This is a genomic window from Xenorhabdus eapokensis, from assembly GCF_001908105.1.
This window is the reverse complement of sequence record NZ_MKGQ01000011.1, coordinates 92,451-109,395: the sequence shown is the minus strand read 5'-3', so window position 1 is coordinate 109,395 and position 16,945 is coordinate 92,451. Positions and strand designations below refer to the sequence as shown.

General features: G+C 41.0%; 11 protein-coding genes and 1 pseudogene. 5 read left to right on the top strand and 7 right to left on the bottom strand.

The window, feature by feature from the left end; genetic code table 11:
• Positions 1-50: 50 nt before the first annotated feature.
• From map to yjiA, 5 genes are all read left to right on the top strand, one after another.
• On the top strand, positions 51-860 hold the full coding sequence (gene map / locus Xedl_RS38855; RefSeq protein WP_074022940.1) for a type I methionyl aminopeptidase: 810 nt from the start codon (positions 51-53) through the stop codon (positions 858-860).
• A gap of 292 nt (positions 861-1,152) precedes the next feature.
• The gene (locus tag Xedl_RS38860; protein WP_244149676.1) at positions 1,153-2,550 is read left to right on the top strand and encodes a phosphoethanolamine transferase; all 1,398 of its coding nucleotides are present in this window, start codon (positions 1,153-1,155) and stop codon (positions 2,548-2,550) included.
• A gap of 302 nt (positions 2,551-2,852) precedes the next feature.
• Positions 2,853-5,006, top strand: coding sequence for a carbon starvation CstA family protein (locus tag Xedl_RS38865; RefSeq protein ID WP_074022942.1), 2,154 nt, complete (start codon positions 2,853-2,855; stop codon positions 5,004-5,006).
• Between the two features lie 132 nt (positions 5,007-5,138).
• Entirely contained in the window at positions 5,139-5,342 is a 204-nt protein-coding gene (locus tag Xedl_RS38870; protein WP_074023058.1) for a YbdD/YjiX family protein, read from the top strand.
• A 60-nt stretch (positions 5,343-5,402) separates the two neighbouring features.
• Entirely contained in the window at positions 5,403-6,362 is a 960-nt protein-coding gene (gene yjiA, locus Xedl_RS38875) for a GTPase (RefSeq protein ID WP_074022943.1), read from the top strand.
• A gap of 351 nt (positions 6,363-6,713) precedes the next feature.
• On the opposite strand, the pseudogene Xedl_RS38880 reads toward yjiA, so the two are convergent.
• The 7 genes and pseudogenes from Xedl_RS38880 to speD form a co-directional block, all read right to left on the bottom strand.
• Positions 6,714-7,280: pseudogene (locus tag Xedl_RS38880) on the bottom strand (tyrosine-type DNA invertase); the annotation flags it as partial.
• A gap of 900 nt (positions 7,281-8,180) precedes the next feature.
• Positions 8,181-9,506 carry an SLC5/6 family protein gene (locus Xedl_RS38885; protein ID WP_074023059.1) on the bottom strand — a complete coding sequence of 442 codons (1,326 nt, stop codon included), beginning with the start codon at positions 9,504-9,506 and terminating at the stop codon, positions 8,181-8,183.
• A gap of 482 nt (positions 9,507-9,988) precedes the next feature.
• On the bottom strand, positions 9,989-11,329 hold the full coding sequence (locus Xedl_RS38890) for an MATE family efflux transporter (protein ID WP_074022945.1): 1,341 nt from the start codon (positions 11,327-11,329) through the stop codon (positions 9,989-9,991).
• A 262-nt stretch (positions 11,330-11,591) separates the two neighbouring features.
• Positions 11,592-12,647, bottom strand: coding sequence for a ferric ABC transporter ATP-binding protein (gene fbpC / locus Xedl_RS38895; protein WP_074022946.1), 1,056 nt, complete (start codon positions 12,645-12,647; stop codon positions 11,592-11,594).
• A gap of 15 nt (positions 12,648-12,662) precedes the next feature.
• Complete coding sequence (locus tag Xedl_RS38900) at positions 12,663-14,726, bottom strand: ABC transporter permease (protein ID WP_074022947.1); 2,064 nt, start codon at positions 14,724-14,726, stop codon at positions 12,663-12,665.
• A 113-nt stretch (positions 14,727-14,839) separates the two neighbouring features.
• The gene (locus tag Xedl_RS38905; protein ID WP_074022948.1) at positions 14,840-15,871 is read right to left on the bottom strand and encodes an ABC transporter substrate-binding protein; all 1,032 of its coding nucleotides are present in this window, start codon (positions 15,869-15,871) and stop codon (positions 14,840-14,842) included.
• 273 nt (positions 15,872-16,144) lie between these two features.
• The gene (gene speD, locus Xedl_RS38910; protein ID WP_074022949.1) at positions 16,145-16,939 is read right to left on the bottom strand and encodes an adenosylmethionine decarboxylase; all 795 of its coding nucleotides are present in this window, start codon (positions 16,937-16,939) and stop codon (positions 16,145-16,147) included.
• Positions 16,940-16,945: the final 6 nt, after the last annotated feature.

Below are 16,945 nucleotides of genomic sequence, written 5' to 3'. Positions count from 1 at the left end.
TGCATGATTAAAAAGGAACCTACATAACTTGCATTAAGAGAAAAAATAATATGACGAGAAGCAACGGAATATTGATAAAAAACAGGGATGAAATAGAGAAAATGGAAATAGCGGGGCGCTTGACGGGTCAGGTACTTGAAGCTGTCCGCCCAATTATTGTGCCCGGTGTCACGACGCTTGAGATTGATTCATTTTGTCATGATTACATTATCAATACCCTCAATGCGATACCAGGTAGCTTAGGGCAATATGGTTTTCCTTATACGGTTAATACTTCAGTAAATCACGTTGTTTGTCACGGCTGGCCTTCAGAAAAAAAGCTGAAAAATGGGGATATCGTTAATGTGGATGTCACCGTCAAAAAAGAGGGCTATTACGGCGATAGCAGCATCACATTCTGTGTCGGGGATGTACCGTCCTATGCTAAACGTTTGGTTAATGTGACTCAAGAGTGCTTATATAAGGCAATTAAGATCGTCAAACCGGGCATTACTTTGGGAGATATTGGTCATACGATACAGCAACATGCTGAAGCAAATGATTACACGGTAGTACGTGAATATTGTGGGCATGGCATTGGCTGCAATATGCATGAGGAACCACAAGTTCTGCATTACGGCAAGATAGGAGAAGGTATTATCTTGGAAGAGGGAATGACTTTCACGATTGAGCCTATGATCAATCAAGGCAAAAAGGATATTAAACTGCATAAAGATGGTTGGACAGTAACAACCAAAGATCGTCGGTTATCGGCTCAGTTTGAACATACGATCTTGGTAACCCGTGATGGTTTTAAAGTGTTGACGTTGCGAGATGAAGAACGCGAAGCTTTTGAACGTTACTTGTCGATCACTCAATAAGTTATAATTTATGATGTGATAGTTTCCCCAATACTGTGTTGTGCAGTGTTGGGCTTATAGAAATTTAACTACGGCTATGTGAAATTACAGGGTGATTATGTCTTGGCTTTATAAAAACAAGAATCTCTCTTGTTTTATTTTTCTCTTTTTCCTTATTTTTCTTATACATAAGTGTTTAGGGTATCAACTAAAATTAATATATGTTTTCAGTGCTTGTGCTCTCTTTTTATTTTTGGCGTCTATCAGTAGACGAATATATGTCTTTTTGATTACGTTTTTTTCTTTGGTGGGAATGCTCTATACCCCAATTGGCCTCAATTACGGTTATCCAGACATCAATGCGGTAGGATCATTAATCTATACAAATAGGAATGAAACAGCGGAATATATTAGTGGCCTTTCTATTTCAACTTATTTAACGGCTATTGCTATTTTTGTTCTGATGATATTTTCACTTAAGCTAAATGTCACCTTAACAAGCAAAAGTAAAAAGTGGTTGTTTACCCTGTTTTTAGTTTCGGCTTTTTGGTCTCCTGTCAAAGGGTATATAAAATCGGGTTTTGAAGATAGCTCGAACCTTTTGAATACCAGTTTACCGGAAATTCGCTTTTTCAGTGATGCTTATCAGAGCTACCAGCAAGTCATGTCAGAAAATAGCCGATTTGCCAAGATTATTAAATATCGGGATGACTGGCAGCCAGTGGTGAAAGAAGAGAAATATGACACCTATATCATGGTGATTGGTGAGAGCGTCCGAAAAGATTTTATGAGTGCCTATGGGTTTCCGGATAAAAACACGCCTTGGTTGGATAACACGAATGCCACCGTGTTGACCAACTATATTTCTGCGGCACCATCGACACAATTATCGTTGACTAACTCTCTGGCGATCCGTGAAGCAAATGAAATTCAACTGAACAACAGTATTGTTTCACTGGCGAAAAAAGCGGGATTTGAAACTTACTGGCTGTCCAATCAGGGAATGAAGGGAGGGTTTGATTCTCCTGTAGCACTGATTGGGCAGCAGGCCAATCATTATACTTTTCTAAAAGAAGGCAATTCAGATGATCGCAGTTATATGCCGGATGAAAATTTATTGCCTTATATTCGCAAGGCATTAGTGAAGAATGAGCAGAAGAAGAAACTGATTGTTATTCACTTAATGGGTTCGCATCCCCAACCTTGTGTCAGAACGAACGATAAATATGGCACCTATTTTCATTCCCAAAATATTTCATGCTATCTCCAGAGTATCCATAATACGGATAGCCTGCTCGCTGACATTGAAAATATTGCCAATAAAAATCAATTGCATTGGACAATGCTTTACTTTGCGGATCATGGTTTGTCACTTGTAAATAAAAACACAGATAACGAGAATCTGACCCATAACGATAGTAATAAACAGAATTATCAAGTTCCTTTTATTATTACCGGTTATGACTATGCCATTAAAAGTAAAAGCACCAACAAACACATAGCAAGCAAAAATATCATAGATGCTCACCGCAGTGGTTTGAATCTACTGCCTATGTTATCTACATGGTTGGGAATTGAAGAACCTCGCTTGGTATCCAAATGTGCATGGTTTTCTAACCAAGCGTGTCCGAACCAACATACAGTGATTTCATTCAGTAACGAATATAAAGATTTTGACCATTTGAAGGATGACGCTATTAACTTCGATTGATGAAGAGACCTTCGTCTTGAGAGTTAATAAGTTAGTGAGTTATCTCACAAAACTTGGCTCATGCTTTATATGTGTGAACCACTGATTGGAGGATTTTGACCGCTCAATGTTGGTATTCAACCGCTGGGCAAGATCCTCCCCCTCTTATCAGGGAGAGTTTTATATCATAGTGCAGTGTGACGAGGAGTATATCCCTTTTATGGGCATCACTTCCTGCCGGCTGTATATGGTCGGTTTATGGAAAAGGAAGTAAAAACTAAATAATGACTTGCTGTTCGTCTTACTGTGGAAAAGGAAGTTTTATGAACAATAATAAATTGTTAAAACATATCCCCTGGATGATATTGGGGATAATTGGCGCATTCTGTCTTGGCGTTGTTGCGCTACGTCGGGGAGAACACGTTAGCGCTTTGTGGATCATTGTCGCTTCCGTAGCCGTTTACTTGGTTGCTTATCGCTATTACAGCCTGTATATCGCTACGAAGGTGATGAAGCTGGATGCTACGCGAGCAACTCCTGCTGTTGTCAATAATGATGGTTTGAACTATGTTCCCACCAACAAAAATGTCCTGTTTGGTCACCATTTTGCTGCCATTGCAGGGGCAGGTCCGTTAGTCGGGCCAGTATTGGCGGCACAGGTCGGTTATCTGCCAGGAACATTGTGGTTGTTGGCCGGAGTCGTGCTTGCCGGAGCGGTGCAGGACTTTATCGTGCTGTTTATCTCCTCCCGCCGTAATGGAGCATCATTGGGTGAGATCGTCAAGGAAGAGATGGGGCGTGTGCCAGGCACAATAGCGCTGTTTGGTTGCTTCTTAATCATGATCATCATTCTGGCAGTACTGGCCTTAATCGTCGTGAAAGCATTGGCGGAGAGTCCGTGGGGCGTATTTACTGTTTGTTCAACAGTCCCTATTGCGCTTTTCATGGGGATCTATATGCGATATATCCGTCCGGGGCGTGTGGGTGAAGTCTCTGTGATCGGCATTTTCCTGCTGATTGCCGCCATTTGGTTTGGTGGGGTTGTCGCCGCCGATCCTTACTGGGGACCCGCGTTGACTTTCAAAGATACCACCATCACTTATGCGTTGATCGGATATGCCTTTATCTCTGCATTATTGCCAGTTTGGCTTATTTTGGCACCGCGTGACTATCTGGCAACTTTCCTGAAAATTGGGGTTATTGTCGGTCTTGCCGTTGGGATTATCATTCTGAACCCTGAACTGAAAATGCCAGCCGTCACACAATATATCGATGGTACAGGGCCAGTCTGGAAAGGAACGCTATTCCCATTCTTATTCATTACTATTGCTTGTGGTGCGGTGTCTGGTTTCCATGCTCTGATCTCTTCGGGAACAACACCTAAGCTATTGGCAAATGAAAAAGATGCACGTTTCATTGGCTATGGTGCGATGTTGATGGAATCGTTTGTGGCGATCATGGCATTGGTTGCGGCATCCATCATTGAGCCGGGTCTGTATTTTGCGATGAATACCCCGCCGGCAGCGCTAGGTATTACCATGCCGGATCTGCATAATTTGGGTACTGCCGAAGCACCAATGATTATGGCCTCTTTGAAAGAAGTCACGAGTCATGCGGCAGCGACCGTGAGTTCTTGGGGCTTTGTTATTACACCCGATCAAATTCTGCAAACGGCAAAAGACATTGGTGAGCCATCCGTCTTGAACCGCGCAGGGGGAGCGCCAACTTTGGCAGTGGGTATTGCCCATGTATTCCATCAGATCATCCCAGCGGCAGACATGGGCTTCTGGTATCACTTTGGTATTCTGTTTGAAGCTCTGTTCATTTTGACGGCATTGGATGCCGGTACACGCTCTGGCCGTTTCATGTTGCAGGATCTTTTGGGTAACTTTGTTCCATTCCTGAAAAAAACGGACTCTCTGATTGCGGGTATCATTGGTACGGCCGGTTGCGTCGGCTTATGGGGTTATTTGCTGTATCAAGGCGTGGTTGATCCATTGGGCGGCGTTAAGAGCTTGTGGCCGCTATTTGGTATCTCCAATCAGATGTTGGCTGCCGTTGCGTTAGTATTGGGTACAGTTGTCCTGATCAAGATGAAACGCACCCGATATATCTGGGTAACGGTTATTCCTGCGGTTTGGTTGTTGATTTGTACCACATGGGCGTTGGGGCTGAAATTATTCAGTGATAACCCACGGCTTGAAGGCTTCTTCTTCATGGCGAAAGAATACAAGCAACGGATTGCCGAAGGTGGTGCAGAATTGACGGCTGGACAAATCAGTAACATGAATCACATAGTTGTAAACAACTACACCAATGCCGGTTTAAGCATTCTGTTCCTGGTAGTGGTGTATAGCATCATTATTTATGGTATCAAAACTGCGATTAAAGCAAGCAAAAATCCAGAACGTACCGATAATGAAACGCCTTATGTTCCGGTTCCTGAAGGTGGGGTGAAAATCTCTTCTACGCACTGATGCGATAAATTAATACCGACCAAATCATTTCGTATCAGTAACCGCTATACCCCACATAATTGACTTTGTATTATGTGGGGTATTTTTTATTGGGAAGCTGTTCTTTATAAAACAAGCCGTGGAGAACAATTTATGTTTGGTAATCTTGGTCGGGCAGGCAAGTATTTGGGGCAGGCAGCCCGAATGTTGGTGGGCATTCCCGACTATGACACATATGTACAGCATATGAAGGAAAATCACCCCGATAAGCCCTATATGTCCTATGAAGAATTTTTTCGCGAGCGACAGAATGCTCGCTATGGTGGCGATGGAAAAGGTGGAATGCGTTGCTGTTAGTGCAAAATCGACTAACTCATTAGCAATTTTTTAGCAGTTAAGAAGCACTGGGAAACGAAAATGCAACCAATATCAGTCACGATCCTGACCGGTTTTTTGGGGTCAGGTAAAACGACGTTGTTACGTCATATCCTCAATGTTAATCATGGTCATAAAATAGCCGTCATTGAAAATGAGTTTGGTGAAGTCCCCATTGATAATGAATTGATTGGTGATCGGGCAACTCAGATTAAGACGTTAAGTAACGGATGTATCTGCTGTAGTCGTTCAAATGAGCTGGAAGATGCATTATTAGACTTGTTGGATAGCCTGGATAAAGGGCAGATCAACTTTGACCGCTTGATTATCGAGTGTACCGGCATGGCTGATCCCGGCCCGATCACGCAGACTTTCTTTTCTCATGAAGTTTTGTGCCAGCGTTTTGTCCTCGATGGTATCATCACGCTGGTGGATGCGGTTCATGCGGAACAACAGCTAGATCGTTTTTCCATTGCCCAGGCGCAGGTGGGCTATGCCGACAGGGTTCTTTTAACCAAAACTGATGTTGCTCCAGTTCATGATGCTTTAGTTGAACGTTTGCAGCGAATCAATATCAGAGCACCCATTCATAAGGTTATTCAAGGTGAAGCCGATTTAGACTTACTGTTCGATATCGAAGGTTTTATGTTGAATGACAAACTGACGGTTTCGACACCCATTTTTCAATTTGCACCCAAACAACAAAATTTGGTGCAGTCGATTGTCATTAACTTAGCGTACCCAGTTGAACTGCCAGCCATTTCTAACCTGATGGAGGAGCTATTACTGAGTTTCGCGGATAATCTTCTGCGTTACAAAGGCATTCTGGCTATTAAAGAAGAGCCACGCCGGTTACTGTTTCAAGGCGTTCAGCGTCTGTATAGCGCGGATTGGGATAGAGAATGGCGTGATGGTGAAGTACGTGGAAGTGTTATGGTTTTTATTGGTACAGATCTGCCAGAATCGAAAATTCGTGAAAAATTTGCGAAATTGTTTGAATAATAATTGATTGAGTAATCATTTTTTGGCGTTTTACTTGTTCAGTTTTATTTCTTATTGAGCAGTGAAATTGTCATATAAATTCGCTGCTCAAGTTTAAATAGAAGTTTAATTTATATATTTACCCGTTAGACTTAAATATTTTTAAAGAACTAACTTGTCGCATTAACAAATGAAAAACAATAAAAATAAAATATATTTACAAGTTAAGTTTGTCATGCGTAAAAAATAGTAATTTATCTTAGGTATTCATAGTATTGTCTATTTTATCTGTCGGCAATCTCCACTAATTAATTTGTGGAGATTGTTGCAATAACAGATTATGTCAGTGAAAACAGCAGAAAAATAACATCGTTATTTAGAGTGAGACTCCCAAATTCTGGAAAAACGTTTCACATTACTGGCGGTATAAATGACGGTATGTGAAATATTGCGGTGTCCAAGATAGTCTTGAATCAAGCGGGTATCGCGCCCTAGATCGGCCAAAGCATAACCACAAGCGTGTCTTAACATATGTGGATGTGGCGAAACACTGACAGATGCCTGCTTCCCATAACGTTTTAATAATCCATAAACTTGTTGCCGTGAAACATGACCGGATTTTTGAGAGAGAAAGACCCACGGAGAATCAGCTTCCCGCCATTTTTGGCGAATATTTAGCCATTTATTTAACGCTTCCATTTCCTCTGGAATTAAAGGATGTGTGGTTGAAAGCCCACCTTTTAACCGTCTGATGTGAATAATTGCTGAATTTAAATCGAGATCAGATAGGCGCAGATTACATAGTTCACTTACCCTAAAGCCATGAATAAAACACATTAATAGCATGCAGTAATCCCGCTCAGCGTGACGTCCTTGTCTTGTTGCTGCCAAAATTGCGTCTATTTCGTATCGGGTTAAAAACTTACGTTGCTTCATGAAATTATCATTCCTATGAAATCAGAGAGATGAATTGTGATAGCAAGGTATTTAAGCCAATCGAATGCAATAAAACATTAATGTTTTTTAAATATGATTAGCCAAATACCAGATTGAATTAATTGGAATACAGCAAATAAAAAAATTTGCCGCTTATTTTTGTCTTATTTTTAATGAAAATGCTAATTGAAATCGTATAAATACGTGCTATGTGATTCTGATACACAGAATGAGGCAATCATAAATAGAATTCCATACATAAAAACAACTCTATTGAACTTTACAACTAATCATTTAGCCTGGTTTGCTTTTTAGTTTTTTATTCTTTTAAAAATCCATTTAAGTGTATTGAGTTTGTCTTTTTACTGCATTTAGTGGAAAAAGTAAATGATTTATCTAAGCTGTTTACATAATGCCTTATTATTGATTGAAAATTAACTGCTATTTGATGTTATTGAAATAAAATTTTTATTTTTTCTTTTTATTAGATTTTTATTCTGAATATTTGTGATTTTTGGATTAAAATTAGGGTTTTTTCGGATGAATCAGAAATAATATGTAAAATAACATTAGGTTAGAGGAAGCATTTTAATCAATTTACTAACATTAGTTATAGTTTCTATAATTTATCATTTCCTGTTTTGAAGTTAGAGTGTTGGTTGTTTTTTGGGCTGTTTGTGAAATTTAATTAAATAGATATTTTTTTATGATTAATTAAATATAGTGTCATAATTAAAAGAATTATTTAATGAATTCCGTAGATTTTGCAGAGAAGTTGATGGGGTGTAAAAATGCGCCTTATATCCATGAATAATGGAAATTTATGGCGCATTGAGTAAGTCTTAATAATAAAGCTGATCGTAATTGATGTTCTTAAACATTGATTTTTTAATCATACCCATGTCAGGAGAAGGCCAGGAAAGGAGAAACACATAGCAAGATCCCAGTAAAGATGATCAAGATGAGCGAAATCCCTTTGTAATGACGCAGGCCAGGGACTTTGTAGACCAAATAAGCCGGAATGAGGCAGCCAACGATGCCAAATATTGGGCTACAAAGAGAAGTAAAGCTCAATACTGGGGCATTCAGAAGGATCGCACTCCATGCCAATAAGATGGCAAAAACTATGATGCCTCTTTGAACCCATTTTTCATTGATCTTTTCGGCAGGCATCAGGCGACTAAGAACATTAATGGCAATTCCTTGACTGGCCTCGCGAAAGCCCAGGTAAACACCAAAAAAGGCAGTCATCACGGCAAAGACATTGAGCATAATACTGACGGCAATAACCCAGCCGCCAGGAAAGAACTGAGCAGCAATTGCGAGTGCTGAAATATTCTGTTCATAGGCTTTGAGCGCTTCGTCATGTCCCATTGCCAGCGTAAAAGAGATGGCATAGAAAAATACCGTACAAAACAGGATACCAAAGGCAATGTTCATGGCTCGCAATGCCTTGTGACGGGCAACTTCACGGTTATTCTCCCGATTGCGATAAGAAATCACCATTGGGCTAAGTGTTTGGATAAACAGGATAGATGTGAGCGTAAAAGGTAATGTGATGATGGCTTTCTTCAGCAATAGATCCAGGGGAGGCAATGCGCCGATATTGTAAAGATGCCACATACCGATCATGGAAAACCCTAATACTGCAATAACAAATAACTTTGTTATAACCATCAGGCTGGATATTTTGAACAGTAATTTCTCACCGCGGGAAGAGATAGCCACTAATACACAGATTAATACCAATCCATACAGTGGATTTTTCGACATTAATTCATCGGTGACCCCAAATGTTTGCAAGTAAGAAGCACTGTCATTGGTTATCGCGGTGGAGTAAACAAACATCCAGATCACCAGCATAATGAAGTAGAGTACACCTAGCAGAATTCCCCAGTTTTTACCAAGGTAACCACTGATAACACTAGGATAATCTTTGCATTCTGGTGATTCTGCAAGGGTATTGATAAAGAGTCGCTGAAAGAGATACATGGCAGGATAGCCAATAATGGAAGAGAGCAGAAAAACCCACAATCCCATCAACCCAACCTGAACAGGCAAGAAAACAATTCCAGCCCCGATTGCCATGCCAATACTCATAATGACCCAGCCAATATCGGTATGGTCAAATTTTATGGCTTTTTTCCATTCCTCCTCTGTCATGTTAGCGCGTTTGGCTGATGGAGATAACTGTGGCGTGACATTATTGTTTTTTGTTGCTGTTTTCATATCTTTTAGTAAGTGAATTATCGTGTGCTGATAGTCAATGATTTCAAGGAGAACAACTGCTTCATGAAGAAGAAATTGCAAAGGGAAATTGTGCAAAAAAAGAAAATTGTTGAAAACACCTTGTTAGAATTAAGTCCTTCTTATTGTTAATATTATGCGGCAGTTTAGGGGATTAATCTAGAATTTTTTACTGGTTAAAGGGGATGGTACATAGTTTAATCCTGTTTTCTGATAAGAAATAAAAGAAAATCAGTCTCTAATGAGCAAGCTTTCTTTTGCTATCATTTTAGGATAATAGAAATTAATGAAACAGTGTCATTGATAAAATTAAATTCTATTTCATTAGAATTAGTAAGATTATAAATAAAAATTGTGATTTATATTTTGCCTGAAATTAAGTGACCTAATTTGTTTTATGAAATTAAAATGCCGCAAGCAGAGTTGCGGCATTTTTTACACTTATTTTTACTGTTATTTTTTAATTAGACATCTAATCGCTTGGTTTGCCATTTTTTAGACTTCCAACGCCAGGCATTCACTAATCCACGTATCCACTCGTCGCAGAAGAATCCTATCCAGATCCCCAAGAGACCCATACCCATGGTAATCCCCAGAAAATATCCGACGGGAATAGATATTCCCCACATACAAATTAACGCGGTATAGAGTGGAAAACGGGCATCACCAGAAGCACGCAGGGCATTGACCATCACAATGTTGAACGTGCGTCCTGGTTCTAAAAAGACCGAAAGCAGGAACAACGGCAGAAGAAGTTCAACAATTTTCTGATCTTCCGTCATGACATAGAGAAGCGGTTCTCTGAAAATCCAGAATGCCAAGACGATGCCTACTGTAACAATCACACCAATTTTCAGGCTCTTCAGCCCCCGAAGATAGGCATCTTCAAAACGCTTTGCCCCAACAAGGTGACCAACCATAATCTCATTGCCAATGCTGATAGAGATACCAAACAACATAATGAACAGAGATAGCTGGAAGTACAGCGTTTGCGCAGCCAGAGACATTTCACCCATCAGGCCGATAAACGCCTGTGCAGTCATATATTGCAGGATCCACACCAAATTTTCACCCGCGGCGGGTAAGCCGATATGCAGGATTTTGCCCAACATATTCTTAGACCAGTTCACGAGTAATTTAGGCTCGAACTTGATCTTCAAACCACAAAATAGTAATCCACAGAGCAAAATGACAGCAACAGTGCGGCCAAATACCGTAGACCACGCTACGCCCTCAAGTCCATATTGAGGCAATCCAAAGAACCCATACAGCACGATCATATTGCCGACAATGGTAAGCAAGTTGGCAATCAACGTGACATACATGGCCGATTTCGACTTGCCATAAACCCGCATACAGGCCGCAAGAATAATCGAAATTGCTTCGGGTATCAGACAGATACCAAGAACATGCAGATAAGCGAAGCCATCTTCCATCAGATTTTCAGGCAGGTTCATGATATGCAGGATTTTATAACCGAAGAACACTGTGATCAGTGCACAACTAAAACCCAGCACAAAATTAAAGGCGATGGAAATATGAATCGCCTGACTGGCCTTATCGCGTTTTCCTGATCCCAGATATTGTGCGATGACAACGCTGCAACCTACGCTGATGAAGTTAAAAATTGTAATAAAAAGATCAAAAACATGATTACCCACTCCCATTGCAGCAAGATAAGAAGAAGAAATATGGCTGACCATGTATGTATTGATTAATAACGTCGCCATATGCAGAAAGATATCAATGAAAATCGGCCAACTTAATGAAAAAAGAGAGCGATCAACAACATCAGACTGATGCATTAGTAAAACCTATTTATTAGAGAAATGAGATTAATGGTCTTTTGTGGTGTGGTATACCCAGAAAGCATAGACGATTTTACCGGGTTTATTGATGAGTTGATAGACAGAACAGGTGATTTATATCTTTGGTTTGTCGAAGAATTCGATTGGATAAACAATCTCCTGCGGTAATTGCCGCAGGAGTCTGGTGTTGTAGAATTTGTTTCTAAAAGAGTCTAACAAACACGGTAAATTGGGTTATCTTACAATCGGATTGTTAGCGCTAATCTTGTATCTTCTCATCCAAAACAAACATCCCAATCGGATGAATCTCCAGATAATAATCCTCACCAACTTTTGGTTGCCGTTGAGTGGCATTGACTTGCAGTAGTAGCGTTTGTCCACGCCAGTCAACGATGACTTCATATTGTGCCCCCATATAGGCGACATGATTGACCTTACAGCGCTGGCTTTCACTGCCTTGCAAGTTTAAGGTAATAGCCTCAGGGCGAACGCCAACGGTGGTTGATGTCTGCATTGTGGTAAAATCGGCTGGACGAGGCAGGCGATATTGGAAAATTTCCACATAATCCGTCCCTAATGTGGCAGGAAAAATATTGGCGTCTCCCATGAAATTTGCCATAAATTTTGAGGTAGGTTGGCGATATAAAGTTTGTGGTGAACCCATCTGCATGATCTTACCCTTATTCATTACTAAAACTGTATCAGAAACGGCAAAGGCTTCACTTTGATCATGGGTTACATAGAGTGAAGTGATATTAAATTGTTGCTGTAACTCGCGGATTTTCTCACGCATATTGCGGCGTAAGTTGGCATCAAGGTTACTCAATGGCTCATCGAATAACAGTACTTTGGGTTTGAGGATAAGCGCGCGTGCCAAAGCAACACGTTGTTGTTGCCCACCTGATATTTGGTCAACATAGCGATCTTCAAAACCAACCAAATCGACTAATTCTAATGCTTCCTTAACACGTTGGCGGATCTCTGCTTTTGGCCGTCCCAGCATTTTCAGCCCATAACCGATATTTTCCCCCAATGACATATGCGGAAAAAGGGCATAAGACTGAAATACCATACAAATATCCCGTTGTTGAATAGAACGGTCGGTAACATCTTCACTATCGATGAAAATATCGCCCTCTGTTGGTTTTTCCAGCCCTGCCACCAGCCTTAGTACTGTCGTTTTACCGCATCCAGATGGCCCCAGCAAAGTCACCATGTGCCCTTGTGGAATGGCTAAATTCAGCGAATCGATCACGGTGTTATTCCCGAATTTTTTGGTCACATTTTTTAATTCGACAAAATATTGCTGTGTCATATCGTCACTCCGTGATTACTGGGTATTTTGGGCTTTTGAGCGGGAAACCCGCGCTTCACCAACTAAATAGTCAAATAAGAAAATTATCGCTAGCATGACCACAATCAGAATAGAGCCATACGCGATAGCCAAACCGTATTCGCCATCTTCAACGCGGTTCAGGATATAAGCCGTGGCGACACGAGTGTCCGGTGTCACTAAAAATACGATGGCACTGACTGTAGTGATAGCGCGAACAAAGCTGTAAACCAAGGCAGATAAGATAGCGGGGCGTAAGAGTGGTAGCAGAATATGCAAAATTGTTCTCATTGAACCTGCTCGCAGGCTGAGAGAGGCTTCATCCAGCGATTTATCAATTTGCCCAAGTCCTGCAATACCTGCTCGAATGCCAACAGGTACATTTCGCATCGTCATGGAGATGATGATAATGAAAGCTGTACCCGTGATATAGAATGGCGCGTTATTGAAAGCCAGAAGATAAGATATCCCTGCCACTGTGCCTGGAACGGCAAAACAAAGCATGGTAGTGAACTCAATGACTTTCTTGCCGCGGAATTGCTGACGTACCACGATATAGGCAATCAATAGCCCGAAAATGGCGGTAATGGGGGCAGCAATGCCCGCATACAGCAATGTATCTAATAACGAAGGCCATGCACCATCACTCATTCCCTGACCAAACAGTTTGATGAAGTTATCCAACGTCAGGGAGTAATCCACTCCCCAATTGACGGTGAAACTGCCATAGAAAATGCTGCCATACAGCAGGATGTTAAAGACCACCCAAATAAACAACAGAGTGCAAACGCCCCATACCAGAGAAACAGGCAAAGGTTGTACATCACCACGGTAAGATTTACCGGAAACCGTGACATAAGAGCGTTTGCCAATCCAGAGATATTGAATACAGAAAACCAAGAGTGAGAAGACCAGCAATGATGCGCCTAACGTACTGGCGGCTTGATAATCGAGTTGTGAGCCTGTGATATAGAAATAAATCTGGGTCGCTAGAACGTCAAAGTTGCCTCCCAAAACCAATGGATTACTAAAATCAGCCAGCGATTGGACGATCACAATCAAAAAGGCATTGGCGAGAGCGGGTTTGAGCAACGGAATAAAAACATGGAAAAAAGTTTGATAGCGATTGGCTCGCAGAGTATAAGCAGCTTCTTCCAGAGAGGGATGAATCGTCTTGATAGCACCATCCAGGATCATAAATGCCATTGGCGTAAAGGCCAGCACCTGGGCGATCCAGATCCCGGTAAAACCATATAACCAGTTTGTGTTGGTCAACCCAAACCAGGTAGACAGAAATTCTGTGATATAACCAGAGCGTCCCATCATGAGTGTGACACCCAAGCCGACAACAAACGGCGGCGTGACAATTGGCAGAATAGAAAATATTCGACCAATGATGGCTGAACGTTTGGCAACTCTAGTGGTATAAATTGCTAAAACTAACCCAAAGAATGTACAGCCCAAACCAACGGCAACGGAAAGTAACACGGAATTGGTAATAATTTTCAGGATATGGGATTGTCCGAGTATTGATATAAACGCGAATGGCGCGAAATGGCCGGACTCCTCCCGAAACATGGGGATAAAAATAGCGATACTGGGGAACAGAATAAATACACCAATCAACGCAATGATCGCGACTAGCGCACCAATGACGAAACTGTCACCTCCCAACCATTCTAAACGGGTCAGTGCGAGGGTAATAATTGCACCTAGTGAAATGAACAGGATAACCGTAGAATAACCAAGCCCGCGACCCGTCAGTGCTGCGCTGGTGATAATGAACAACACGCATAGCAAGGCGTATCCTGCATCAAAATAGTGGTGTTGGCGGGTAATACGAGAACGCAATAGTAATACAGATGGCAGCAGAAACCACAAAATGCTGATATTAATGCTATGCCAGCCGTAAGCTGCCAGAACTTCTTCCTGTGTTGAATCAAAAAGGCCGTAATCCAGACTCCATGATGGCAGCAGGGCAAATGACAGCCATGCCAGAATAATCCACCAGAAAACAGAATCCCGACCTTGCTTTTTCTGCAAGGTAAGGGTATGAGACATAATTCCCCCAATAAACTGTATAACGCGAGTATGTCAATCGTATTATCAGGCCGCGAGCACATATTGCTTTGATAGCTCGCTGCCTGAATGGATTTTATTGATGATTAGAGCGCTTATTGTCTCATTTTGACTTCAGTGAGCCATTTGTTGATCAGTTCCTTACGCACTTCATTGGAGCCATATTTCTCCATGTCATAATTGATAAGGTTTAACTCAGCAGGTTTTAATGTTATAGGAGATGCTTCTGCTGTGGTGTTGGTAAGGATCTGGTAAGATTGGCCTTTCTTCCAACTCAGCTCTTGAGCCTCTTTGGACAGCACCCAATCGACAAATAATTTGGCGTTATCTATATTACGAGCGTTTTTGATGATGCTAACACCACCAATTTCATACCCAGTACCTTCGCAGGGAGCAATTAATTGCATGGGCGCGCCATTTTCAACTTCCAGCGAGTAATCATGTAGGAAGCCAATCCCGATGGCTGTTTCACCACGCGCGGTATTGCGTGCAGGGGCAATACCAGATTTGGTATATTGGGAAATATTACTGTTTAATTTTTTCAGGTAATCGAAAGCTTCATTTTCTCCCCACAGTTGGATAAACGTTGCCAGTGCAGTATAGGATGTGCCTGAGCTTTGTGGATCTGCAATTTGAATCTCACTTTTATATTCTGGTTTTGTCAGATCTTTCCAGCACGTCGGTATAGGCAAATTTTTCTCTTTCAAACGTTCTGTATTTACACCAAAACCCAGAATTCCCATATAGACCGCAGAAGTGTAATTACCCTTGCGTTTTGCCGGATCACGGAATTGAGGCATGATTTGATCTAAGTTGGCAGATTTATAAGGATGCAGGAGATCCATTTCTCCCGCTTGGGAGTGGGGATCAAGTGTGCCGCCATACCAAACATCGGCTTGTGGGTTGCGTTTTTCCGCTTCTATTTTGGCTAATATGCTACCCGAACCATTGCGGATAAATGTGGTTTTAACGTTGTATTTTTCGCTAAAGGCACGTGTTTCTGATTCACAAAGGGCATTGGTGCCACTGCAATAAACAATGAGCCGTCCTGCTGCTTGAACATTGCTGGTAATGGCCGTGAGAGTTAATCCCATAACGATCAAGGAAGAGAAAAATTTTAGTTTCATTATAATTTCCTTACTGTCCATAATTTTGTATTTTACTTGTTTATACTCCAATCAATAAAGCAAGCGCTTATCGTTGTTTTATTTAAGGTAAAAAAATCATGAAGTATTTGGAAATAGATAATGGAGAATGAAAATTAATTATTCAACTTGGAATTGTGAATTTGTAATGTGAGTAACATTTTTTATTGGTCGATCAATTAAGTTTTTATTCTAAATTAATAACTGGCAGATTGATATTCTGCCAGTCAAATAAATCAGGTTGAATACAATTATCTATAGATCGGGTAAATTTCGGCCGTAATAGATTTCCTGTATCTCTTTTTTAAGTAAACGGGTGATTTCTCTCTTTTCCGTTTCACTTAGTTCTTCCGCTGTGGTATTGAACAAATATTCATTCAGATCGAATTCTTTCAGCATCATTTTGGTATGGAAGAGATTTTCCTGAAAAATATTCACGTCAATCATACGGTATTGAGATTGAATTTCTTCTGTCACATAATTCTGGATGGAGTTAATTTCATGGTCAATGTAGTATTTTATGCCATTAATATCTCTGGTAAAACCACGAACGCGATAATCCATTGTTACAATGTCAGATTCCAATTGATAAATCAGATAATTCAGAGCCTTAAGAGGAGAAATAACACCGCAGGTTGATACTTCAATATCTGCCCTGAAGGTACATATGCCATCATCTGGATGGCTTTCTGGGTAGGTGTGTACACAGATGTGGCTTTTATCCAAGTGAGCGACGACAGAGTCAGGGAATAGGACTGGGTTTTCTTTATTATCCACCAGCTTGGCAGTAATGGGTTCTTCACTAATCAGAATGGTAACGCTCGCTCCTTTGGGGTCATAGTCTTGGCGAGCAATATTAAGAATATTTGCACCAATGATTGAACAGGTTTCACTGAGTATTTCAGTCAGGCGGGTTGCATTATACTGTTCATCAATGTACGCGATATAACTGTCGCGATCGGCTTTCGTTTTTGCATAACAGATGTCATAAATACAGAAACTCAAGCTTTTTGTTAGATTATTAAAGCCGTGCAATTTCAGTTTACGCAATTTAGT

Excerpts from the sequence above, each read along its gene's own strand:
- Xedl_RS38890 (WP_074022945.1), bottom strand. The coding sequence starts at position 11,329 with ATGCATCAGTCTGATGTTGTTGATCGCTCTCTTTTTTCATTAAGTTGG.
- map (WP_074022940.1), top strand. The coding sequence starts at position 51 with ATGACGAGAAGCAACGGAATATTGATAAAAAACAGGGATGAAATAGAG.
- Xedl_RS38905 (WP_074022948.1), bottom strand. The coding sequence starts at position 15,871 with ATGAAACTAAAATTTTTCTCTTCCTTGATCGTTATGGGATTAACTCTC.
- Xedl_RS38860 (WP_244149676.1), top strand. The coding sequence starts at position 1,153 with ATGCTCTATACCCCAATTGGCCTCAATTACGGTTATCCAGACATCAAT.
- Xedl_RS38865 (WP_074022942.1), top strand. The coding sequence starts at position 2,853 with ATGAACAATAATAAATTGTTAAAACATATCCCCTGGATGATATTGGGG.
- fbpC (WP_074022946.1), bottom strand. The coding sequence starts at position 12,647 with ATGACACAGCAATATTTTGTCGAATTAAAAAATGTGACCAAAAAATTC.
- Xedl_RS38885 (WP_074023059.1), bottom strand. The coding sequence starts at position 9,506 with ATGAAAACAGCAACAAAAAACAATAATGTCACGCCACAGTTATCTCCA.
- yjiA (WP_074022943.1), top strand. The coding sequence starts at position 5,403 with ATGCAACCAATATCAGTCACGATCCTGACCGGTTTTTTGGGGTCAGGT.
- Xedl_RS38870 (WP_074023058.1), top strand. The coding sequence starts at position 5,139 with ATGTTTGGTAATCTTGGTCGGGCAGGCAAGTATTTGGGGCAGGCAGCC.
- Xedl_RS38900 (WP_074022947.1), bottom strand. The coding sequence starts at position 14,726 with ATGTCTCATACCCTTACCTTGCAGAAAAAGCAAGGTCGGGATTCTGTT.